The 24,012-nt window shown below is 51.5% G+C and carries 22 protein-coding genes; 13 read left to right on the forward strand and 9 right to left on the reverse strand.

Going from position 1 to position 24,012, the window contains the following annotated elements:
• Positions 1–8 precede the first annotated feature (8 nt).
• The 3 genes from ulaD to araD are packed head-to-tail and all read left to right on the forward strand — an operon-like array spanning position 9 to position 2,222.
• Complete coding sequence (ulaD, locus tag DDT52_RS05835; protein WP_136155523.1) at positions 9–665, forward strand: 3-keto-L-gulonate-6-phosphate decarboxylase UlaD; 657 nt, start codon at positions 9–11, stop codon at positions 663–665.
• 1 nt (position 666) lies between these two features.
• On the forward strand, positions 667–1,527 hold the full coding sequence (locus DDT52_RS05840; protein WP_136155524.1) for an L-ribulose-5-phosphate 3-epimerase: 861 nt from the start codon (positions 667–669) through the stop codon (positions 1,525–1,527).
• A complete protein-coding gene (araD, locus tag DDT52_RS05845; protein ID WP_136155525.1) occupies positions 1,521–2,222 on the forward strand; it encodes an L-ribulose-5-phosphate 4-epimerase in 702 nt (233 codons plus the stop codon). The genes DDT52_RS05840 and araD overlap by 7 nt, the downstream gene beginning before the upstream one ends.
• A gap of 44 nt (positions 2,223–2,266) precedes the next feature.
• Here the strand turns inward: araD and mscS are convergent, their stop codons facing one another.
• From mscS to tkt, 5 genes are all read right to left on the reverse strand, one after another.
• Positions 2,267–3,127, reverse strand: coding sequence for a small-conductance mechanosensitive channel MscS (mscS, locus tag DDT52_RS05850; RefSeq protein ID WP_136155526.1), 861 nt, complete (start codon positions 3,125–3,127; stop codon positions 2,267–2,269).
• A gap of 127 nt (positions 3,128–3,254) precedes the next feature.
• Positions 3,255–4,331: a class II fructose-bisphosphate aldolase gene (gene fbaA, locus DDT52_RS05855; RefSeq protein ID WP_136155527.1), complete on the reverse strand. Its 1,077-nt coding sequence runs from the start codon at positions 4,329–4,331 to the stop codon at positions 3,255–3,257.
• 126 nt (positions 4,332–4,457) lie between these two features.
• On the reverse strand, positions 4,458–5,621 hold the full coding sequence (gene pgk, locus DDT52_RS05860; protein WP_109052378.1) for a phosphoglycerate kinase: 1,164 nt from the start codon (positions 5,619–5,621) through the stop codon (positions 4,458–4,460).
• A 72-nt stretch (positions 5,622–5,693) separates the two neighbouring features.
• On the reverse strand, positions 5,694–6,710 hold the full coding sequence (epd, locus tag DDT52_RS05865) for an erythrose-4-phosphate dehydrogenase (protein WP_109052377.1): 1,017 nt from the start codon (positions 6,708–6,710) through the stop codon (positions 5,694–5,696).
• A gap of 482 nt (positions 6,711–7,192) precedes the next feature.
• The gene (gene tkt, locus DDT52_RS05870; protein WP_136155528.1) at positions 7,193–9,187 is read right to left on the reverse strand and encodes a transketolase; all 1,995 of its coding nucleotides are present in this window, start codon (positions 9,185–9,187) and stop codon (positions 7,193–7,195) included.
• 373 nt (positions 9,188–9,560) lie between these two features.
• Here tkt and loiP point away from each other — a divergent pair, with 373 nt between their 5' ends.
• Both loiP and DDT52_RS05880 read left to right on the forward strand, forming a co-directional pair.
• Positions 9,561–10,328 carry a metalloprotease LoiP gene (gene loiP, locus DDT52_RS05875; protein WP_109052375.1) on the forward strand — a complete coding sequence of 256 codons (768 nt, stop codon included), beginning with the start codon at positions 9,561–9,563 and terminating at the stop codon, positions 10,326–10,328.
• Between the two features lie 826 nt (positions 10,329–11,154).
• On the forward strand, positions 11,155–11,700 hold the full coding sequence (locus tag DDT52_RS05880) for a helix-turn-helix transcriptional regulator (RefSeq protein ID WP_136155580.1): 546 nt from the start codon (positions 11,155–11,157) through the stop codon (positions 11,698–11,700).
• Between the two features lie 61 nt (positions 11,701–11,761).
• Here the strand turns inward: DDT52_RS05880 and speA are convergent, their stop codons facing one another.
• Positions 11,762–13,741, reverse strand: coding sequence for a biosynthetic arginine decarboxylase (speA, locus tag DDT52_RS05885; protein WP_136155529.1), 1,980 nt, complete (start codon positions 13,739–13,741; stop codon positions 11,762–11,764).
• A complete protein-coding gene (locus DDT52_RS20895) occupies positions 13,734–13,907 on the reverse strand; it encodes a hypothetical protein (protein ID WP_168709739.1) in 174 nt (57 codons plus the stop codon). The genes speA and DDT52_RS20895 overlap by 8 nt, the downstream gene beginning before the upstream one ends.
• A 559-nt stretch (positions 13,908–14,466) precedes the next feature.
• Here DDT52_RS20895 and metK point away from each other — a divergent pair.
• From metK to ruvX, 7 genes are all read left to right on the forward strand, one after another.
• On the forward strand, positions 14,467–15,618 hold the full coding sequence (gene metK, locus DDT52_RS05890; protein ID WP_136155530.1) for a methionine adenosyltransferase: 1,152 nt from the start codon (positions 14,467–14,469) through the stop codon (positions 15,616–15,618).
• Positions 15,619–15,727: 109 nt separating this feature from the next.
• Positions 15,728–16,240: a SprT family zinc-dependent metalloprotease gene (locus tag DDT52_RS05895; RefSeq protein WP_109052370.1), complete on the forward strand. Its 513-nt coding sequence runs from the start codon at positions 15,728–15,730 to the stop codon at positions 16,238–16,240.
• A gap of 97 nt (positions 16,241–16,337) precedes the next feature.
• A complete protein-coding gene (gene endA / locus DDT52_RS05900; RefSeq protein ID WP_136155531.1) occupies positions 16,338–17,033 on the forward strand; it encodes a deoxyribonuclease I in 696 nt (231 codons plus the stop codon).
• Between the two features lie 125 nt (positions 17,034–17,158).
• A complete protein-coding gene (rsmE, locus tag DDT52_RS05905; protein ID WP_136155532.1) occupies positions 17,159–17,893 on the forward strand; it encodes a 16S rRNA (uracil(1498)-N(3))-methyltransferase in 735 nt (244 codons plus the stop codon).
• A gap of 14 nt (positions 17,894–17,907) precedes the next feature.
• Positions 17,908–18,867 (forward strand): glutathione synthase, encoded by a 960-nt coding sequence (gene gshB / locus DDT52_RS05910; RefSeq protein ID WP_136155533.1) that lies wholly within the window; start codon positions 17,908–17,910, stop codon positions 18,865–18,867.
• An 80-nt stretch (positions 18,868–18,947) separates the two neighbouring features.
• Positions 18,948–19,511, forward strand: a complete 564-nt coding sequence (locus DDT52_RS05915) for a YqgE/AlgH family protein (RefSeq protein ID WP_136155534.1) — start codon at positions 18,948–18,950, stop codon at positions 19,509–19,511.
• On the forward strand, positions 19,511–19,933 hold the full coding sequence (gene ruvX / locus DDT52_RS05920; protein ID WP_136155535.1) for a Holliday junction resolvase RuvX: 423 nt from the start codon (positions 19,511–19,513) through the stop codon (positions 19,931–19,933). The genes DDT52_RS05915 and ruvX overlap by 1 nt, the downstream gene beginning before the upstream one ends.
• A gap of 86 nt (positions 19,934–20,019) precedes the next feature.
• Here ruvX and fbp read toward each other — a convergent pair whose 3' ends face one another.
• On the reverse strand, positions 20,020–21,024 hold the full coding sequence (gene fbp / locus DDT52_RS05925; RefSeq protein WP_109052364.1) for a class 1 fructose-bisphosphatase: 1,005 nt from the start codon (positions 21,022–21,024) through the stop codon (positions 20,020–20,022).
• 169 nt (positions 21,025–21,193) lie between these two features.
• On the opposite strand from fbp, the gene mpl reads away from it, so the two are divergent.
• Positions 21,194–22,579 (forward strand): UDP-N-acetylmuramate:L-alanyl-gamma-D-glutamyl-meso-diaminopimelate ligase, encoded by a 1,386-nt coding sequence (gene mpl / locus DDT52_RS05930; RefSeq protein WP_136155536.1) that lies wholly within the window; start codon positions 21,194–21,196, stop codon positions 22,577–22,579.
• A gap of 116 nt (positions 22,580–22,695) precedes the next feature.
• On the opposite strand, the gene DDT52_RS05935 is transcribed toward mpl, so the two are convergent.
• Positions 22,696–23,994: an adenylosuccinate synthase gene (locus tag DDT52_RS05935; RefSeq protein ID WP_136155537.1), complete on the reverse strand. Its 1,299-nt coding sequence runs from the start codon at positions 23,992–23,994 to the stop codon at positions 22,696–22,698.
• Positions 23,995–24,012: the final 18 nt, after the last annotated feature.

Raw genomic sequence — 24,012 nt, forward strand, 5'->3', positions numbered from 1 at the left:
GAGACGTTATGAACATAAAACCGCGCCTGCAACTGGCGCTCGACCATACCCGGCTGGATGCCGCGCTACAGACGGTGGCACTGCTTCACCCACACGTAGATATCATCGAAGCCGGCACCATCCTGTGCATCAGCGCCGGTATTCAGGCGGTACATACGCTGCGAGAACGCTGCCCGTCACACCTGCTGGTTGCAGATCTGAAAGTGGCCGATGCCGGCGGCACGCTGGCGGAACAAGCGTTTTCTCACGGAGCCAACTGGATGACCGTTATCTGCGCCGCACCCTTGCCAACCATGGCCAGCGCACTGGAGATCGCCGAACGCTATCAGGGAGAAATCCAGATCGAGCTGTTCGGACGCTGGACGCTGGAAGATGCCAAAGCGTGGCACAATCTGGGGATCAAGCAGGCCATTTATCACCGGGGACGTGATGCGCAGGCCAGTGGACAAACCTGGGGCCAGCAGGATCTCGACACCATGAAAGCGTTGTCCGATCTCGGTATCGAACTCTCCATCACCGGCGGTATTACGCCAGCCGATTTACCGCTGTTCAAAGACATTGCCGTTACTGCTTTTATTGCCGGGCGCGCGCTGGCGGAAGCGCCCGATCCCGTAAGCGCCGCACGTCAGTTTCACACCGCCATTGCCGCGATCTGGGGAAATTAACATGCGCCAGCACCCATTAGGAATTTATGAAAAAGCCCTGCCCAAAAATCTGACCTGGCCTGAGCGGCTGGCGCTGGCAAAGGCATGCGGCTTTGACTTTGTCGAAATGTCGGTGGATGAGAGCGACGAACGTCTCGAACGCCTGCAATGGAGTAAAGCGCAACGGCTATCGTTGGTCAGCGCAATGCTGGAAACCGGTATCCGAATTCCGTCCATGTGCCTGTCCGGCCATCGGCGCTTTCCTTTCGGCAGCCATGACGAAACCTTGCGCCAGCGCGCTTTCGACATCATGGAGCAGGCAATTCAACTCGCAAAAGACGTCGGCATCCGCACCATCCAACTTGCCGGTTATGACGTTTATTACGAACCGCAGGATGAGGGAACCCTTGTCCGATTTACCGAAGGGATGCAATGGGCGGTAGAACGTGCCGCGGCCGCACAGGTGATGCTGGCGGTCGAGATCATGGATACCGCATTTATGAATTCCATCAGCAAATGGAAGTCCTGGGATGCCTGTCTGGCCTCGCCGTGGTTTACGGTTTACCCGGACGTCGGCAATCTCAGCGCCTGGGGCAATGACGTTCCGCACGAGTTGAATATTGGCATCGATCGCATCGCGGCCATCCATCTGAAAGATACCTTTCCGGTCACGGCATCTTCACCAGGCCAGTTCCGAGATGTTCCGTTCGGCGAAGGCTGCGTGGATTTCGTTTCCGTTTTCCGCACGTTAAAAAACCTGAATTACCGTGGTGCCTTTCTGATTGAGATGTGGACCGAAAAGGCTGATGAACCGGTTGCCGAAATCGTTCAGGCGCGCCGTTGGATTGAACAGAAAATGCAGCAAGGGGGAATGACATGCTAACGTTGCCACAGCTTAAACAACACGTCCTGGAGGCCAACCTCGATCTGCCGCGCCATAAACTGGTGACCTTTACCTGGGGTAATGTCAGCGCCGTGGATCGCGAGCGTGGCGTAATGGTAATCAAACCTTCGGGCGTTGAATACGACCATATGCATGCGGACGATATGGTCGTCGTGGATTTGACCTCCGGCCAAACCATCGAAGGCAGCAAGAAACCGTCATCCGATACCGCGACCCATCTGGCGCTGTATCGCGAATTCAGCGATGTCGGCGGCATCGTGCATACGCATTCACGCCACGCGACCATCTGGGCGCAAGCCGGGCTGGATCTTCCCGCCTGGGGCACCACCCATGCGGATTATTTCTACGGTTCGATCCCGTGTACCCGACTCATGACGCCAGAAGAAATCGAGCATGACTATGAACTTGAAACCGGTCATGTGATTATCGAAACTTTTCGGCAGCGCAATATCAGCTCGCAGGATATTCCCGCGGTGCTGGTCAACGCGCATGGGCCGTTCGCCTGGGGTAAAGACGCGCACAACGCGGTTCACAATGCCGTGGTGCTGGAAGAGATCGCTTATATGGGAATTTTTTCGCGCCAGCTTACGCCGAACCTTAACCATATGCAGCAGGAATTGCTGGATAAGCACTACCTTCGCAAACACGGCAAGAATGCCTACTACGGGCAATGATGAGATGATAATGAAGGGGCCCGGGCCGGCCCCTTCTATCTATGCTATTCCGGCTGTTTTGCCGCCTGCGGCACATTGTGCAGGTGTACGTCCAGCTGCGGATAAGGGATCCCGATCCGGTGTTCATCCAGTACCCGCTTAAAGCTTTCCAGCAGATCCCAGTACACCGCCTGCGCGTTGCCATTGGTCGTCCACACCCACACCACAAAGTTCAGGGAGGATGCCGCCATTTCATTCAGACGAATGGTTACGCCCTTATCGTGCTGAATACGGGTATCTGCGGCGATGATATCGCCCAGCAGCGTTTTCACCACATCAATATCCGCATCATAAGCCACGCCGACGATAATCTCAGTACGGCGATCCGGCTCACGTGAGCTGTTGATGATATTTCCGGCAATGATTTTGCCATTCGGTACGACGATGATTTTACCGTCAGCCGTACGCAGCGTGGTGGAGAAGATCTGAACCTGCGTCACCGACCCGGCCACGCCACCCAGATCCACCCACTCGCCGGTGCGGAAAGGACGAAAGATCACCAGCAACACACCGGCGGCAAAGTTGGCCAAAGAGCCTTGCAACGCCAGACCAACCGCCAAACCCGCCGCACCCAGAACGGCAATCACCGATGCCGTCTGCACGCCGACCCGGCTCAACACGGCAATTAGCGTAAAAGCGATAATGCCATAACGCACCAGCGCGCAGAGGAAATCCGCGACGGTTGAGTCAATGGAACGGCTCACCATCACTTTATTCAGCGTCCCCGACACCATACGGGCGACAACCATACCGACCACCAGGATCACTAATGCGGCAACGATATTAACGGTATACTGCAACAAGATATCCTGATGGTTAACCAGCCAGCCTGTCGCCTGCTCTACACCAACATTCAACTCTTCCATTCAACTACTCCTGTTTTTTGCTCTCAGAGAGAGCATAACTTTCACACCAAAACCGCAATCTACGGCGAAATCCAGATAAAATTAAGGCTCCCGTGGGAGCCTTAGCGATAACCCTTAAGAATCTTAGTTAAAGAACGTCAACCGCGTTCAGTTCTTTAAAGGCTTTTTCTAAACGAACCACCATAGTGGCTTGTGCCGCACGTAACCAGGCACGCGGATCGTAGTATTTTTTGTTCGGCTTATCAGCGCCTTCCGGGTTACCCAGTTGGGCTTGCAGATAGCCTTCGTTCTTCTGGTAGTAGTGCAGAATACCTTCCCAGGTCGCCCATTGGGTATCGGTATCGATATTCATTTTAACAACACCGTAGCCAACGGCTTCTGCAATTTCTTCAGCAGAAGAACCGGAACCGCCGTGGAATACGAAATCCAGGCTGTTGTGCGGCAGATTGTATTTCTCTGACACATAGTCCTGAGAGTTACGCAGGATTTTCGGCGTCAGCTGCACGTTGCCCGGCTTGTAAACGCCGTGCACATTACCGAAGGAGGCGGCGATAGTGATGCGCGGGCTGATAGCACTTAATTTTTCATAAGCGTAAGCCACGTCTTCCGGCTGAGTATACAGCGCGGAGTTGTCCAGATGGCTGTTGTCCACGCCATCTTCTTCACCACCGGTACAGCCCAGTTCGATTTCCAGCGTCATGTCCAGCTTCGCCATGCGAGCCAGATACTTGCTGCAAATTTCGATATTTTCTTCCAGTGACTCTTCAGACAGATCGATCATGTGTGAAGAAAACAGCGGCTTGCCCGTTGCTGCGAAATGTTTTTCACCGGCATCCAACAGACCGTCCAGCCACGGCAGCAGTTTTTTAGCGCAGTGGTCAGTATGCAGAATAACCGGTACGCCGTAGTGTTCTGCCATTTGATGAACGTGGTGAGCACCAGAAATCGCGCCTAAAATCGCTGCCTGCTGGCCTTCCGCTTTCAGACCTTTACCGGCGATAAATGCCGCACCGCCGTTGGAGAACTGAACGATAACCGGCGCACGCACTTTGGCGGCGGCTTCCAGAACCGCATTGACTGAGTCAGTACCGACGCAGTTTACTGCTGGCAGGGCGAATTTGTTTTCTTTTGCTACTGCGAAAACTTTCTGAACGTCATCACCAGTGATGACACCAGGTTTTACGAAATCAAAAATTTTAGACATGTTACGTGTCCTGTTTCGTTGGCCGTGGAGGGTTAAAGAAATCGATATTTAAATCGACAGGCTACTCCGGCGTGTTATGCCGGAGGGCCGAAGCGGAGTAATAGCCATTACGCTCCGCTTAAAACATTACTGCTTGGCACGTTCTTCCAGCATAACCACCGCAGGCAGTTTTTTCCCTTCAACGAACTCCAGGAAAGCACCGCCACCGGTAGAAATATAGGAGATTTGGTCAGCAATGCCGAACAGATCGATCGCCGCCAGTGTGTCACCACCGCCAGCAATAGAGAAGGCGTCGCTTTCCGCAATGGCTCTGGCAACAATCTCAGTACCTTTGCGGAAGTTCGGGAATTCGAATACGCCGACCGGACCATTCCACAGAATGGTTTTCGCGTTTTTCAGAATTTCAGCCAAACGTTCTGCGGAAACATCGCCCAGATCCAGAATCTGCTCTTCATCTTTGATTGCCGTGACAGACTTCAGCGTCGCGGGAGCAGTTTCAGAGAATTCAGACGCAACGCGAACATCGCTCGGAACCGGAATATCACAGGTTTCCAGCAGTTTCTTCGCTTCAGGGATCAGATCTGCCTCATACAGCGATTTACCCACGTTGTGGCCTTGAGCAGCAACGAAGGTATTGGCAATACCGCCGCCAACGATCAGTTGGTCAGCGATTTTAGACAGGGAATCCAATACGGTCAGTTTGGTTGAAACTTTGGATCCACCGACGATAGCAACCATCGGACGAGCAGGGTTGCCCAGCGCTTTGCCCAAGGCTTCCAGCTCATCAGACAACAGCGGACCCGCACAAGCGATAGGAGCAAACTTGCCTACGCCGTGGGTAGACGCCTGAGCGCGGTGAGCCGTGCCAAATGCATCCATGACATACACATCACACAGCGCGGCATATTTTTTGGATAGCGCTTCGTCGTCTTTCTTCTCGCCTTTGTTAAAGCGAACATTTTCCAGGACGACAAGTTCACCTTCCGCGACATCGACGCCGTCCAGGTAATCCTTGGCCAGACGTACCGGAGAAGAGAGTTTTTCTTTCAGATAGTTAACTACTGGCAGCAGAGAAAATTCTTCGTTGTATTCTCCTTCGGTCGGACGTCCCAGGTGGGAAGTCACCATCACACGCGCCCCTTGTTTGAGGGCCAGTTCGATGGTCGGCAGAGAAGCGCGGATACGCGCATCAGACGTCACTTTACCTTCTTTTACCGGCACGTTCAGATCCGAACGGATCAATACGCGTTTGCCAGCCAGATCCAGATCGGTCATCTTAATTACAGACATGGTGAATCCTCTTGTTGATTCTCTTTTAAAGTTGCTTGAGCGAGGCATTGATCCCTGACCAATACCGTCGTACTAGAAACCGCAGGCCGCCATTGCCCGTGTTGTATCCAACATCCGGTTGGCAAAGCCCCATTCGTTATCGCACCAAACCAGTGTTTTAATCAGATGCTGACCACTGACCCGAGTCTGCGTGCCATCAACAATAGCACTGTGTGGATCATGGTTAAAATCCGCCGAAACTAACGGCAATTCGGTATAGTCAACTATACCACGAAATGCCTCATGCGCTGATTTTTGCAATAGTGCGTTAATTTCATTCACATTTACTGCTTTTTTCACGCTGACGCTTAAATCGATCGCCGTTACGTTAATCGTGGGAACTCGCACCGATATCGCTTCGAAACGATCGAGAAATTGCGGAAAAATTCGGGTTATCCCTGCCGACAGTTTAGTATCCACCGGAATGATGGACTGACTGGCCGCACGGGTACGTCGCAGATCGTGATGGTACGCATCGATCACCGGCTGATCGTTCATTGATGAATGGATCGTCGTTACCGTTCCATTTTCAATGCCGAATGCATCATCCAGCAGCTTAATTATAGGAATAATGCAATTCGTTGTGCAGGAAGCATTGGAAACAATGCGATGTTCGGCTTTTAATTGTTGATGATTGACGCCAAACACAATCGTCGCATCCAACTCCGCGGTTCCCGGATGCGAAAACAACACTTTCTTCGCCCCCGCCGCCAAATGCGCTTCACCGTCGGCACGACTGCCGTATACGCCGCTGCAATCCAGTACGATATCGACACCCAGCTCACGCCAGGGTAACTGTTCGATTCCGGCCTGATGCAACAGACGGATGCAATCATCGCCGACATATAGCTGATCGCACTCCTGACGAATATCCCAGGGGAAACGGCCATGGCTTGAATCGTATTTGAGCAGGTGGGCAATACCTTCCGCACTCGCCAGTTCATTAATGGCTACCACACTAATTTCCGCCCGGCGGCCCGATTCATACAGCGCACGTAAAACACTGCGACCAATACGGCCAAAGCCGTTTATCGCAATACGGATTGTCATGGAGTTCCCTGTGTCGTGGTGATCATGTCATCCTCATAGAATATACCCTTCTTACATGAAGTTGCAGCGTTGTTGCCAGCCGCCCCCATTCCCCGGGTATAGTCAGCGCGTTGCAAGGAGCAAACCATTTCTCAAATGCCCGCTCAAAAAAACGCAATATCAGAGTAAACCAAACACATTCCCTTTAAAATCAAAGCGAAATCGAGCCACGACTGAGCTTGCCAGCTCGGCTTTTCCACCGTTCTTTCCAATGAAAATAATGACAGAAATCCTGGATGAAAATGTAATCGGCATCACAACTGAAACGCTTCAGCTAGCATAAACGAATTAAGGTATAAAAGAAATATTCTCGCCCGGCACGCGTCAGAAGAGTGACCTGCGTCATAAAAAAAATGCCGGAAACGACAGAACGAACCAATAAAAAAACCGCCAGGGAATGCTGGCGGTTTCAGGACGTGATGCTGTAAAGCGGCGAAACACCGTTACTTCAGTAACGCCTGCGCTTTTGCAACCACGTTATCCACGGTGAAGCCGAATTCCTCAAACAGCAGCTCCGCCGGCGCCGACTCGCCGAAGCTCGTCATCCCGACAATCGCGCCGTTCAGGCCCACGTACTTGTACCAGTAATCCGCGATACCCGCCTCAATCGCCACGCGGGCGCTCACGGCTTTCGGCAGCACCGCTTCACGATAGGCCGCATCCTGTTTGTCGAACGCATCGGTGGACGGCATCGAAACGACGCGAACCTGATGCCCTGCCGCCGTCAGTTTGTCATACGCCCCGACCGCCAGTTCGACTTCCGAACCGGTCGCAATCAGGATGACATCCGGCTGGCCGCCGCTGTCTTTCAGCACATACGCGCCTTTCGCCACGTCCGCCAACTGCTGAGCCGTGCGCGCCTGCTGCGCCAGATTCTGACGGGACAGGATTAGCGCCGTCGGGCCGTCCTGACGTTCAATGGCATATTTCCACGCCACCGCCGTCTCGACCTGGTCCGCCGGACGCCAGGCGCTCATGTTCGGCGTCACCCGCAGGCTGGCCAACTGCTCGACCGGCTGGTGCGTCGGGCCGTCTTCGCCCAGACCGATGGAGTCATGGGTATAGACGTAAATGCTGCGGATTTTCATCAGCGCCGCCATGCGCACAGCGTTACGGGCGTATTCCACAAACATCAGGAAGGTCGCGGTGTACGGCAGGAAACCGCCGTGCAGGGCAATCCCGTTGGCGATGGCGGTCATGCCGAATTCGCGTACGCCGTAGTGGATGTAATTCCCCCCTGCGTCCTTATCCAGCGACGTCGAGCCGGACCAGATGGTCAGGTTGCTGGGGGCCAGATCCGCCGAGCCGCCCAGGAATTCCGGCAGCAGTTTGCCATAGGCTTCCAGCGCATTCTGCGAGGCTTTGCGGCTGGCAATTTTCGCCGGATTGGCCTGCAACTGTTCAATGAATTTCTGTGCTTCCGCCTGCCAGTTGGCCGGCAGGTCGCCCGCGGTACGGCGTTTGAACTCGGCAGCCAGTTCCGGATAGGCGCTGGAGTAGGCGGCAAACGCCTCATCCCAGGCAGATTCTTTACGCTGACCCGCCGCTTTGGCATCCCAGGCGGCATAAATTTCCGCCGGAATTTCAAACGCCGGATAGGTCCAGCCCAGTTGCTCGCGGGACGCGGCCACTTCGGCGTCTCCCAGCGGCGCACCGTGAGCGTCGTGCGTGCCCGCCTTGTTCGGCGAACCAAAACCAATCACGGTTTTGCACATCAGCAGCGACGGTTTGTCCGTCACCTGCTGCGCTTCGGCGATGGCGCGACTGATGGCGTCCGCATCGTGACCGTCCACGCCGCGCACCACGTGCCAGCCGTAGGCTTCAAAACGCGCCGCGGTGTCATCGGTAAACCAGCCCTCCACATGGCCGTCAATGGAGATGCCGTTGTCATCATAAAACGCGGTCAGTTTGCCGAGCTTCATGGTGCCGGCCAGCGAGCAGACTTCGTGGGAAATCCCTTCCATCATGCAACCGTCACCCAGGAACGTGTAGGTGTGGTGATTGACAATCTCGTGGCCCGGGCGGTTGAACTGCGCCGCCAGCGTGCGCTCGGCAATCGCCATCCCGACCGCGTTGGCAATCCCCTGCCCCAGCGGTCCGGTGGTGGTTTCGACGCCGGCGGTATAGCCGTACTCCGGGTGCCCAGGGGTTTTGGAATGCAGTTGGCGGAAGTTTTTCAGTTCTTCAATCGGCAGGTCGTAACCCGTCAGGTGCAGCAGGCTGTAAATCAGCATGGAGGCGTGACCGTTGGACAGGACGAAACGGTCGCGATTGGCCCAGTTCGGGTTGGTCGGATTATGGTTGAGGTAATCGCGCCACAGCACTTCAGCGATATCCGCCATACCCATCGGTGCGCCCGGATGACCGGATTTGGCTTTTTGCACGCCATCCATGCTCAGCGCACGGATAGCATTCGCAAGTTCTTTACGAGAGGACATGCTTTACTCCAGATCGGATTGAACAGATGTCTTGCCAGACATTATGGTATATAAATCAAAAGATTAATAAAAAAACTTAACAATGAGATGAGTACAAATGTACATTAAAATCAGGGTGAATGCACATGGAACAGTGAGCAAAAAAGAGGATTTAATGATTCACCGATTCACCACGCTTTTTCAGCGCATGCCATAAGGAATCAACGCCTCGCGGACTATGCTTAACCGCAGGCATGCAAAGGGATACAAATCAGAATTTTTATCTATTTATCTTCACGATTTTCAGCTACGTTTACGCTGATTTTTTAAACGGCATATATTCCACTAATGATTAATGTTGACGTATCACCAATCATCGTAGGGAGATGATGTTATGACAATTCGCACTTCGATTATTCGTACTTCTGCACTCGCAATATGTATCACGACTTTACTGAGCGGCTGTGAGAATCTGAATACCAGCACATTGATGCAATCCGGCGCTCAGGCATTCCAGGCCGCCACGCTGAATGATGAACAGGTAAAAACGCTCAGCAATCAATCCTGTGAGCAGATGGATAAAGAAGCACAAATTGCTCCCGACAGCAGTCCCTATACCCAGCGATTGAATAAAATTGCCGATGCATTGGGTCACGACATTAACGGCACGCCGGCCAACTATAAGGTGTATCTGACAAAAGAAGTGAACGCATGGGCGATGGCGAACGGCTGTATCCGTGTCTACAGCGGTCTGATGGATATGATGACGGATAATGAAGTCGAGGGTGTGCTGGGCCATGAAATGGGCCACGTTGCGCTGGGCCATACCCGCAAAGCCATGCAGGTGGCCTATGCCGCTACCGCAGCACGCACGGCGATCTCTTCCGCCGGAGGTGTCGCGGCTTCTTTATCGCAGTCACAGCTTGCCGATCTGGGGGAAAAACTGGTCAACGCGCAATTCTCACAGACACAGGAACGCGAAGCCGATGATTATTCATTCGATCTGCTGAAAAAACGTGGCGTCGAACCTGAAGGGCTGGCAACCAGCTTCGAAAAATTGGCCAAACTGGATGAAGGACGTCAAAGCAGCATGTTTGATTCGCATCCTTCATCCGTAGAACGGGCAAATCACATCCGTGAACGAATCGCAGCGGAAAAGTAATACCGTTCGGTTTAATCAAAATTAAACCCTTAAGACTTATTACGTCATTACACCGGCACCTTGGCATTCAAATACATTCGGATGCCAAGGTGCTTCTTATCTCATAGAACCATTTTCCAGAAAAGCGATACGACAGCCGAGAACGTCGTTATTCAGGGGAGTGTTTCATTTTACCGAAATTCTTTAATTATGCTTACCAATCCACGGTAAACGCTTTTTCTTTTCCGAAAAGCATCAGGCGTTTTTCGGCAGTAAGTCTTATAAAATATAACGTTATAAAATACCGGGAAAGAATAATGTACCTGCCAAACGTTAACCACCCGGCGGTACTTATTCGTTGCGTCAGGTACACAATTTTATAACTAAATATCCCCTCACGTTCTAATGCAGGGATAATAAATGGGCTTATTGATAGCTTTAATAAATCAATCCCTTGATTTCAATAGATCCGATTGATTAAAATTGAATTTTTCAACCCGCTCTTTTCAAAGACCGAACCTATTGTATTTTAAAGATAGAAATGGTTCTACAAATCAAGCATACTATACTTAATTCGGTGGAAATTATTTTTTCAATATGATCATATGGATATAAATTAAGCATATTGTCGTTACCTGTTATCATCTCCAGATATCTATCTTATAAAAACTTATACGCTCAAGTGCCGAGTAACTCATTTTTAATGACTAGGTAACATTGAGCAACATTGACAACCATTAACGGCTTAAAAATAAACTCATATGTGTTAAAAATCATGGATGTAAGAATTTTCAGTAAATGCAACTTTACGACTGTAGGCTTACGCGAAGTGCTATCCAGCACGCCTATGCTATCCGTAAAGCCGGTTAATAGGTTTACGCTGCAACAAGGAAAGAAAAAGTGCATTTTCATCATAGACGGCAGCAGTGAAGGGTTCGAGGAATACTATGAGTCAATAAGAACCCATTTTTATAATATGGCTGCCTCATTCCTTATCATCAATAATTCCCCCTATCATCTTCCGGTATGTATTGATGAAAAAACTATTCTTATTTCTAAGTCAACGTCGATAGATTACTTTTATACATTTCTGGATGCCGTACACCAGCATGACAAACAACTATTCAGTCCTGTCAGGCTCTCTAAATCCGAGTACGCTGTTTTTCAGTACTGGTGTGCGGGTTACACCGCAGAGTCGATCGCAGAATTGATTGGATTGAATAAAAAATCAGTATTGAATAGCAAATCAAGATTACTGAATAAATATGGTGTTCAGGATAAAAATTCTTTGCTGCTTATTGCAAAGATTCTCTTCAGAGATCACATTATTGCAGAGCCAGAGCATTTCCCTGACTCAGCAAAAAATATCAATACTCAGAGCTCTTTCATCTGATGCCAACGCGTTAAAAAAGGGGATATGGCGTCATATCCCCCTTTTCACCCACCGTAACGAATTATTCGTCTTCCAGGTAAGTATAACCGTAAAGACCGGTTTCAAACTCTTGCAGGAACTGTGCCTGCAATTCCACGTCCAAATCGGTTTCTTTAACCTGATCGCGGAAGCGAGCCATCAGCACTTCAGGGTCGAGCTGAACATATTCCAACATGTCGGCAACCGTATTCCCTTCGTCAGACTCTTCAATCTCGACAGAGCCATCCTGGAACACAAAAACGTCGACGGTAGACGTGTCGCCAAACAGGTTATGCATATTCCCCAAAATTTCCTGATAGGCCCCGACCATGAAAAATCCCAACAACGGCGGATTATCCGGATCGTATGGCGGCATCGGCATGGTGGTCGCGATACCATCGCCATCAATGTAGTGATCGATGGAACCATCGGAATCACAGGTAATATCCAGCAAAACCGCGCGGCGTTCCGGCAGTTTGTCCAACCCTTCCAATGGCATGACCGGGAACAACTGATCGATCCCCCACGCATCCGGCATAGACTGGAACAATGAGAAGTTTACATACAGCTTATCCGCCATCCGCTCCTGCAATTCATCAATCACCGGGCGGTGGGCACGGTTGCTGGGATCCAACTGCTGCTGAATTTTCTGGCAGATGCTCAGATATAGCTGCTCCGCTTTCGCTCGCTGGGTTAAATCCAGCATACCGTGCGTATACTGGGTATGCACATCGTGCAAATCCATCTGGCTGTCATGCAACCACTCTCGCAGCGAACGCCGTTTCCCCGGCTGTTTGATTTCCTGCCAGGTTGACCACAGGCTTTCCAACGCACGCGGTGCATCTTCGTCAGGCTCCGTCGGATCGCTGAATTCGTTCCGTTCAACGCCGATAATGTTGGATACCAGCACGGTATGGTGAGCGGTTACCGCACGCCCCGACTCCGTAATCACGGTCGGATGCGGTAATCCGTGTTCATTACACGCATCGCCAATGCCCCAAATCACATTGTTGGCATATTCGTTCAGACCGTAATTCACGGAGCAATCCGACTGGGAACGGGTTCCTTCGTAGTCCACGCCCAAACCGCCGCCCACATCGAAACACTGAATATTGACGCCCAGCTTATGTAGCTCAACATAGAAACGGGCGGATTCACGCACGCCCGTCGCAATATCACGGATATTCGCCAGTTGAGATCCCAGATGGAAATGCAAAAGTTGCAGGCTTTCCAGTCGTCCTGCGGCACGCAGCATTTCAACCAGTTGCAGAACCTGGACCGCCGCCAGACCAAACTTGGATTTCTCACCGCCGCTGGACTGCCATTTTCCAGAGCCTTGCGAAGCCAGACGCGCACGCACGCCAAGACGCGGGATCACATTCAGACGTTCAGCTTCTTCCAGAACGATCTCTATCTCGGACATTTTTTCAATGACCAGATACACCTTATGCCCGAGTTTTTCGCCAATCAGCGCCAGACGAATATATTCACGATCTTTATAGCCGTTACAGACAATGACCGTGCGCGTCATACCGGCGTGACCCAATACGGCCATCAGTTCAGCCTTGGACCCTGCTTCCAGTCCCAGCGGCTCTCCCGAACTGACCAGAGATTCGATGACGCGGCGGTGCTGGTTCACCTTGATGGGGTAAACCAGAAAGTAACCCCCTTCATACCCAAACGACTCACGCGCCCGTTTAAATGCGGCATTAATGGAGCGCAGACGATGCTGAAGGATTTGCGGAAAGCAGAACAGCGCAGGAAGACGTTGATGATTCTCCTCCTGTAGCTCTTTGACCAATCTGGCCAGATCGACACGGGCCTCCGGAACATCCGGATCGGGACAAACGCTGATATGTCCTAACTCGTTGACATCGTAGTAATTATTACCCCACCAGGCAATATTGTAGGTACGAAGCATTTCGCTGGCATTACGGTCATTCATGGCAACCTCCTGCATGGAGCGCAAATTTTCATGTTTACCCGTCGCTGACGAGCCTTGTTGGATCATGTCGTCAGACATAACGAACCTCTTCTTTTTTTATACCGCTAATCACATCAGTACCTGCATAAGTAGCCCGCATGAGCATGCCTGCGACAGGCAGCATCGGCAGTGAGAACATGGTCAGTAAAAAACCAGCCTGAAAACAGTATGCCGCCGTTTTATTACTCTTATTAGTGTAAAACACGTTGTCAGACTCCGTGGGACGGGTCAAAGAAAACTCGTGGTGAAAACCACAGGAAAGCGCTTACCAGCATCGCGCCATGCGCATCTGGTCCAGCAAAGGATCGCGGATTAACCGGCCCTGGAATCCTGCGTCGAATTTAAAAACAGGCAACTTCGGGCAAATGAAAAGAAGGGGCGAGCAATTGACGCTATAACGTCAAAAGAAAAGCGTTGCGGGCGCAACACACTCAGTAAACAACGGATCATTAATCCTATCACCTCCACATGCGCCGCAAGGTATGCGGTCAGCTATCAATGAAACAGCCACTATGACATAACGGGTAACGAACTGCTCGCCGTTTATACAGATATGACACCGGAAAAGCAAAATGAAAATGACCTCAGGGGCCTATTACAAAAGAAAAAATTGGCGATGACGAAAAACGCTGGCGCACTAATCGTGAAAAACTGCTGGCACTGGGGCCAAAATGTGACCTAGAATAGCCATCCAGATGTTAATCCATCTATACCGATTAACAGATATACTGCTTAACGGCTTTGATTTGAAGGTAAAGAAACTCATGGCTAAACATCTTTTTACGTCTGAGTCCGTCTCTGAAGGACATCCTGACAAAATTGCTGACCAGATTTCTGATGCAGTCCTTGACGCCATTCTGGAGCAAGATCCCAAAGCTCGTGTCGCTTGCGAGACCTACGTAAAGACCGGAATGGTGTTAGTTGGTGGTGAAATTACCACCAGCGCCTGGGTCGACATTGAAGAGATCACACGTCGTACCGTGCGTGATATCGGCTATGTGAATTCCGAGATGGGCTTTGATGCCAACTCTTGCGCGGTACTGAGCGCCATCGGCAAACAGTCTCCTGATATCAATCAGGGCGTTGACCGCAGCGATCCGTTGGAACAGGGAGCGGGCGATCAGGGGCTGATGTTTGGCTATGCAACCAACGAAACCGACGTGCTGATGCCGGCGCCAATCACCTATGCGCATCGTCTGGTTCAACGCCAGTCTGAAGTGCGTAAAAATGGTACGCTGCCGTGGCTGCGCCCGGATGCGAAAAGTCAGGTCACCTTCCTGTATGATGATGGCAAAATTGTCGGTATCGATGCGGTTGTGCTGTCTACTCAGCATTCTGAAGATATCGCTCAGAAAGACCTGCACGAAGCGGTCATGGAAGAAATCATCAAACCGGTGCTGCCTGCTGAATGGTTGTCCGCCGGCACAAAATTCTTCATCAACCCAACCGGACGCTTTGTTATCGGCGGACCAATGGGTGACTGCGGCCTGACCGGGCGTAAAATCATCGTGGATACCTACGGTGGCGCGGCACGGCACGGTGGTGGCGCGTTCTCCGGTAAAGATCCGTCGAAGGTTGACCGTTCAGCCGCTTACGCCGCGCGTTATGTCGCCAAAAACATCGTTGCTGCCGGCCTGGCAGATCGTTGTGAGATCCAGGTTTCCTATGCAATCGGCGTGGCAGAGCCAACCTCGATTATGATCGAAACTTTTGGCACAGAAAAAATCGCCGCCGAGCGGCTCACTCTGCTGGTGCGTGAATTTTTCGACCTGCGCCCATACGGATTAATCCAGATGCTGGATCTGCTGCACCCGATCTATCAGGAAACGGCAGCTTACGGACACTTTGGCCGCGAACATTTCCCATGGGAAAAAACCGACAAGGTTGCGCAGTTACGCGAAGCCGCGGGTTTGTAATTCTCCGGCCCAAACAGTTAATACAAAACGGCGAATGATCATTCGCCGTTTTCGCTACCTTTCCCCTGTCTATTGCATCCCCTTGCCACTCGATTTATTCTCCTTATCAATGAACACATCACGAATTCCCATCGCTCATCATCAGGCGGTCATGCGTTGCCTGCGCAATAAACTACAGCAGGCCAATCTCGCTCTGAACACCCATTACCCGGAACCCGCGATCAGCTATCAGCAGCGCGGTACGACGGCGGGCAGCGCCTGGTTACAGCACTGGGAAATTCGTCTGAATCCCTTACTGTTGCAAGAAAACCAGCAGGCCTTCATTGATGAGGTTGTTCCCCATGAACTCGCGCATCTGCTGGTCTTTGCCCGTTTCGGCAAGGTCCCGCCGCATGGTAAAGAGTGGCGTTGGATGATGGAAGATGTATTACAGGTTCCGGCAAAGCGCACGCATCGCTTTGCGGTGAAATCCGTACAGGGTCAAACCTTCGCTTATCAGTGTGACTGTCGACAACATGAATTAACCGTGCGGCGCCATAATCGGGTACAGCGTGGCGAAACAGAATATCGCTGTCGATATTGCGGAAAAGCATTACGGTTCAACGTAATAAATTCTATTTAAACGAAAAATTTTAGTTTTAAAAACCATTTTTTGCATTTGCCTGCCGCGGTGACATCCGGTAGTCTGCCAGCTTTGTTGTCTGTGGATTATTTGGAATATGCTACGCAAAATTCTCGCTACCGCATCGATTGGAGTCGGTCTCTTTTCCGCTGCGGCCTTTGGTCAGAATATTAATAACTTCACGCAGGCGAAAGCGGTTGCGTCCGAGATCAATCGGGATGCGCCAGGAACATTTTACTGCGGCTGCGCCATTACATGGCAAGGTAAGAAAGGGACGCCCGATCTCAAATCCTGCGGCTATCAGGTCAGAAAAAGCGAGCTGCGAGCTAATCGTATTGAGTGGGAACATGTCGTCCCCGCCTGGCAGTTCGGGCATCAACGCCAGTGCTGGCAGGATGGCGGCAGAAAAAATTGCAGCAAGGACCCGGTGTACCGTGAAATGGAAACCGACCTGCATAACCTGCAACCCGCTATTGGCGAAGTCAACGGCGATCGCGGTAACGCCATGTACGGACAGTGGAACGGGGGCGGTGGCCAATACGGTCAATGCGAAATGAAGGTCGATTTCAAAAATAATCTGGCAGAACCGCCAGCCCGTGCCCGTGGCGCCATTGCCCGTACCTATTTCTACATGCGCGACCGCTACCAATTACGTTTATCCAGCCAGCAAGCCCGGTTGTTTGAAGTCTGGAATAAACAATTCCCGGTGACGCAGTGGGAATGCACGCGCGACCAGCGTATTGCGGCGAAACAAGGGAATCACAACCCTTACGTTCAACAGGCTTGCCAGTGATGGCTCACCTACCTACTATAACGGTTTGTCAGTCAAAACCACCGTCGAGATGACGGTGGTTTGCTTATCACGGACAATACGCTGTCCAACCCGAATTAATCATTCATTAAGGTCTGAACATCAGCATGCGAATACCGCGCATTTTTCATCCGGAAACACTCCCCATCGAAGGGGGTGAAGTCGAACTGAGCGAAGATGCCGCCAACCACGTTGGCCGCGTGCTGCGAATGAACGCCGGCCAGTCACTACAGCTGTTCGATGGCAGTAATCATATTTTTGACGCAGAAATCGTGCTGGCAGGAAAAAAAAGTGTGCGGGTTCGCTTCACTGCGGGTAAGTTGGAAGACAAAGAATCACCGTTGCACCTGCATCTTGGGCAAGTCATGTCGCGCGGCGAAAAAATGGAGTTCACCATTCAGAAATCCATTGAGCTTGGCGTGAATATCATTACCCCGCTGTTTTCCGAACGGTGTGGCGTAAAACTTGATACCGGGCGTCTCGAGAAGAAAGTCGGACAGTGGCAAAAAATCGCGATTGCCGCCTGTGAACAGTGTGGCCGTAACCGTTTGCCCACTATTCGTCCGGCCATAACGCTGGAAGCCTGGTGTTCGGAACAGGATGCCGCGTTAAAACTCAACCTTCACCCACGCGCGACACAGAGTATCAATACATTGCCGTTGCCGGTCAGTCAGGTTCGACTGCTGATTGGCCCCGAAGGAGGACTATCCTCCAGTGAAATTTCGATGACCTCAGAATATGGATTTACCGACATCCTTCTGGGGCCGCGCATCTTGCGTACAGAAACTACCGCACTCACCGCAATTACCGCTTTGCAGGTACGTTTCGGCGATTTGGGGTAAAGGAGAAAATAATAATGATCAAACTCGGTATTGTGATGGACCCTATCGACACCATCAATATCAAGAAAGACACCAGCTTTGCCATGTTGCTGGAAGCACAGCGTCGAGGCTGGGAACTGCATTATATGGAGATGAACGATCTCTATCTGCATGCGGGGGTTGCACGGGCAACGACCCGTCGTCTGAACGTCCAGTATGATTACGATGGCTGGTATGATTTCTCCGGCGAGCAGGATATCGCGCTGGAAGAGCTGGACGTCGTGCTGATGCGTAAAGATCCGCCTTTCGATACGGAATTCATTTACGCGACCTACATTCTGGAGCGTGCAGAAGAGAAAGGTACGCTGATCGTCAATAAGCCTCAAAGCCTGCGCGACTGTAATGAAAAGCTGTTCACTGCCTGGTTCCCGCATCTGACGCCCGATACACTGGTCACCCGCAGCGCGGACAAGCTGCGTCAATTCCACCAGAAACACGGCGACGTTATCCTGAAACCGTTGGATGGCATGGGCGGTGCATCTATTTTCCGGTTGAAACAGGATGACCCCAACGTTTCGGTTATCATTGAAACGCTGACCGAACATGCCAGCCGCTACTGCATGGCGCAAAATTACCTCCCCGCGATTAAAGACGGTGATAAACGCGTTCTGGTGATCGATGGCGAACCCGTCCCTTATTGCCTGGCGCGAATTCCCAAAAGCGGCGAAACACGCGGCAATCTGGCAGCCGGTGGACGTGGCGAGGCTCGCCCGCTCAGCGAAAGCGACTGGAAAATCGCACATGACGTGGCACCGATACTGAAGCAAAAGGGGCTGATTTTTGTTGGTCTGGATATCATTGGCGATCGACTGACAGAAATTAACGTCACCAGTCCCACCTGCGTGCGCGAAATTGAAGCCGCCTATCCGGATGTCTCCATCACGGGCATGCTGATGGACGCCATTAAAAAACGTCTGGCTGCGCGCAACAGTTAATCTATTTTCCCAAACCGGAAACCGGCTTGTGTTTTTAGCGAGCCGATCCCAATACCGACAGAGATCGATAAAACCATACAATGAATTTACAGCATCACTTTCTCATCGCTATGCCAGCACTACAGGACTCGGTATTTAAACGTTCGGTGGTCTATATCTGCGAACATAATGAAGACGGCGCCATGGGATTAATCATCAATAAACCTATGGAACAGTTTACTGTGGAAAATGTGCTGAAAAAGCTGAAAATAAACCCTACACCACGCGATCCCGCCATCCGTTTGGATAAGCCGGTTTTCGCGGGCGGGCCACTGGCGGACGATCGCGGATTTATCCTGCACACCCCGCATGCTGGCTTTGCGTCCAGCATCAGTATCTCTGAAGACACGATGATCACGACCTCAAAAGACGTGCTGGAAACGCTGGGAACCGCAAAACAACCTAAAAATACGCTGGTCGCACTGGGTTATTCTGCCTGGGACAGCGGCCAGCTCGAAAATGAACTGCTGGAAAATGCCTGGCTGACGACGCCTGCGGATAAAGACATTCTGTTCCGCGCCCCGATTGCCGAACGCTGGCGCTTAGCCGCGAAAAAGCTGGGGATAGATATCCATAACATCTCAACTGAAGCAGGACATGCCTGATGGCAAGCCGAACAATTCTTGCCTTTGATTTCGGAACCAAAAGCATTGGCGTGGCGATAGGTCAGGACATTACGCGAACCGCTCGTCCCCTCACCTCATTTAAAGCCCAGGATGGAACGCCTGACTGGCAAAAGGTGGAAAAATTGCTGGCAGAGTGGCAACCCGCCCTCGTTGTTGTCGGTCTACCGCTCAATATGGATGGAACGGAACAGCCGTTGACGGCACGGGCAAGAAAATTCGCCAATCGTCTGCACGGCCGTTTTGGCGTCCAGATAGCATTGCACGATGAACGCCTGAGTACGGTGGAAGCACGGGCCGATCTGTTTGAACGTGGCGGCTTTCGCGCACTGGATAAAGGCAGCGTCGACGCCGAATCGGCGGTCATTATTCTGGAAAGCTGGTTTGAAGCGCAAACGTCGTAGATATGAGAAAAAGCCAACAGGAAGTCCGTATGCAGTGTGCCTAACAGGACAGGCACACTGAAAGAAAAATCGGTACTACTCAGAGCTTACGCGTCCGGGAACTCACGGATAAAGCGCTCCACATCATTCACCATGGATTCCGTACCAACAAAGAAAGGTGAACGCTGGTGCAATTTCTCCGGCGTGATGTCCAGAATACGATTCTTGCCATCGCTGGCCTTGCCGCCGGCCTGCTCCGCTAAAAACGCCATCGGATTACATTCGTATAGCAAACGCAGTTTGCCTTTCGGGTAGCTTGCCGTACTGGGGTAGAGATAAATCCCGCCTTTCAGCAGGTTACGATGGAAGTCCGCCACCAGTGAGCCGATATAGCGTGACGTGTAGGGACGTTGCGTTGCTTCGTCCTGCTCCTGACAGTATTTAATGTATTTCTTCACGCCGGCAGGAAACTTGATGTAGTTCCCTTCGTTAATGGAGTACATAATCCCTTTTTCCGGGAAGCAAACTTTTTCATGCGACAGACAGAACACACCGAGAGACGGATCGTAAGTAAAGGCGTGGACACCGTGGCCTGTCGTGTAGACCAGCATGGTGGATGAGCCGTAAACAATGTAGCCCGCAGCGACCTGTCTGTTACCAGGTTGCAGGAAATCCGCTTCCGTTACCGGCTGACCTAATGGGGTAATACGACGATAAATAGAGAAGATGGTGCCGACGGAGACGTTAACATCAATGTTAGAGGAACCGTCCAGCGGATCCATCAAGACCACATACTTAGCGTTTTCAGCCTTATCACCTTCAAAGATAACAATGTCGTCTTCTTCTTCAGAAGCAATACCGGCCACTTCACCACGCGCTTTTAAAGCCGCTTTCAATTTTTCATTGGCATACAGATCGAGTTTCATCTGTACTTCGCCCTGAATATTGGAAATACCGCTGGTCCCTAAAATATCGACCAACCCCGCTTTATTAATATCGCGGTGGATAATCTTGGCACCCAGTTTAATAGCGGACAGCAGCGCGGTAAGCTCACCGGTGGCGTGAGAGAAATCGTGCTGTTTTTCGACGATAAATTCGCCTAACGTTTTCATAACACTATCCCAAATCTACGAATGAAAAGCGGTTTCATTTATGTACCGCCAACGTTTGCGCATGCAGTGTAGCCCAAAGAGAAAGCGAGTACCTAGTCAAATCCATTTCTTATGGTGGATTCATAGCGTTAGAATGTGAGGTAGATTCACTATCATAGATGGAAAATGTATGCGTATTCATATTTTAGGTATCTGTGGCACCTTTATGGGTGGCCTGGCGCTGCTGGCCCGTTCATTAGGGCATCAGGTGACAGGTTCAGATGCGAACGTTTATCCCCCCATGAGTACCTTACTGGAAGAACAGGGAATTACGCTAATTCAGGGATACGATCCTGCACAGCTCGATCCTGCTCCAGACCTGGTGATTGTGGGCAACGTAATGACACGCGGAAATCCCTGCGTTGAGGCCGTTCTGGAACAGGGGCTAACCTATGTGTCTGGTCCACAGTGGCTGCATGATTATGTTTTACGCGATCGTTGGGTGATTGCGGTTGCGGGTACTCACGGAAAAACGACCACTGCCGGCATGGTGACCTGGATTCTGGAAGATTGCGGCTATAAGCCCGGTTTTGTCATTGGCGGCGTACCCGGTAATTTTACCGTTTCTGCGCGCCTGGGCGACAGCCCGTTTATGGTTATCGAAGCGGATGAGTATGACTGTGCGTTCTTCGATAAACGTTCCAAATTCGTCCACTACAGCCCGCGAACACTGATTCTCAATAATCTCGAATTCGATCACGCCGACATCTTCGACGATCTGAAAGCCATTCAAAAACAGTTTCACCATCTGGTACGCCTGGTGCCCGGTAGCGGCAAAATTATCCTGCCAACCAATGATGCCCATCTCAAGCAAGTTATGGCAATGGGATGCTGGAGTGAGCAGGAACTGGTTGGTGAAGAAGGCGTGTGGAATGCGAAGAAAGTGGCGACCGATGCCAGCCAGTATCAGGTTTATCTGAATGGAGATCTGGTTGGTGAAGTCCACTGGGAACTGGTCGGTGAACACAATATGCATAACGGACTGATGGCTATCGCCGCCGCCCATCATGTCGGTGTACTGCCTGCTGACGCCTGTCGCGCGCTGGGTGGTTTTATCAATGCGCGCCGCCGCCTTGAATTACGTGGCACGGCCCACGGCGTTACCGTCTACGATGATTTCGCTCATCATCCTACGGCAATTCTCGCGACGCTGGCCGCATTACGTGGCAAAGTCGGCGGTACAGCCCGCATTCTGGCCGTGCTTGAACCCCGCTCGAATACCATGAAGATGGGCATGTGCAAAAATGAGCTGGCGCCATCGCTGGGCCGTGCTGATGAAGTCTTTTTATTCCAGCCAGCGCACATTCCCTGGCAGGTTGTCGAAGTCGCCGATGCCTGCGTACAGCCGGCACACTGGAGTGCAGACATCGATACGCTGGTTGATATGATCGTAAAAACCGCTCAGCCGGGCGATCACATTCTGGTGATGAGTAACGGCAGCTTCAATGACATTCACAATAAGCTGCTGGATGCATTGCAGAAAAAAGCGTTAGTCACCATTGAGGACGATGAATAACCACGGCGGATAACGCCATTTGGACAGCAAAAAGGACGGAAATTCCGTCCTTTTTCATTACACTATTTTCATTACACGGCGGCAGGTGATTTCAAAATCGCCTGTTACCCGGCAAATCAGGCGTCAAACGGATCGCGCAGGATCATCGTTTCTCTACGCTCCGGGCCGGTAGAAATAATATCAACCGGAACTCCCGTCACTTCTTCTACACGTTTAATGTAGTTCAGTGCAGCCTGCGGCAATTTGCTGTGATCTTGAACGCCAAAGGTACTTTCAGACCAGCCTGGCAACGTTTCATAGATTGGCTCAATACCTTCCCAACCTTCGGCAGCCAGCGGTGTGGTATCCACTTCTCTGCCATCAGGCATACGGTATCCCACACAGATTTTGACTTCTTTCAGGCCATCCAGCACGTCCAGTTTGGTCATGCAGAACCCCGACAGAGAGTTAATCTGTACCGCACGGCGAACCGCAACGGCATCCAGCCAGCCAGTCCGGCGGCGGCGGCCGGTGGTGGCGCCAAATTCGTTACCCTTCAAAGAAAGGTGTTCGCCAACATCATCAAACAGCTCGGTAGGAAATGGACCGGCGCCTACGCGAGTAGAATAGGCCTTCACAATACCCAGAACATAATCAACGTAACGTGGGCCCAGACCAGAACCGGTCGCCACGCCACCAGCCGTGGTATTGGAGGACGTCACGTATGGATAAGTACCGTGATCGATATCCAACAGCGTACCCTGCGCGCCTTCAAACATGACAAAATCGCCACGCAGATGCGCTTTGTACAGCAGATCGGAAACATCAACCACCATGGCTGTCAGGGTATCAGCAATCGCCAGTACCTCATCCAGCACTTTCTGATAGTCAACTGCTTCAACTTTATAGTAGTTAACCAATTGAAAGTTATGGTACTCAACGATCTCTTTCAACTTGACGGCAAACGTTTCCTTGTTGAAAAGATCGCCCACACGCAGGCCACGACGCGCGACTTTATCTTCATAAGCCGGCCCGATACCACGACCCGTCGTACCGATAGCTTTGGCCCCACGCGCTTTCTCACGAGCATTATCCAACGCAACGTGATAAGGGAGAATTAACGGACAGGCTTCAGAAAGCAGTAAACGTTCGCGTACCGGGACGCCACGCGCTTCAAGTTCCGTCATTTCTTTCATCAGCGCGTCAGGCGCCAGCACAACGCCGTTAGCGATGATGCTGACAACATTTTCACGCAGAATGCCAGAGGGAATTAAATGAAGAACGGTTTTTTCACCGTTGATAACCAGAGTATGGCCAGCATTGTGACCACCTTGGTAGCGCACAACATATTTAGCCCGTTCAGTCAGCAGGTCAACGACCTTGCCTTTACCTTCGTCACCCCATTGGGTGCCCAGTACGACGACGTTCTTACCCATCTCAAAAATCACCAGGTT

Source organism: Brenneria roseae subsp. roseae (assembly GCF_003115845.1).
Lineage (GTDB): Bacteria > Pseudomonadota > Gammaproteobacteria > Enterobacterales > Enterobacteriaceae > Brenneria > Brenneria roseae.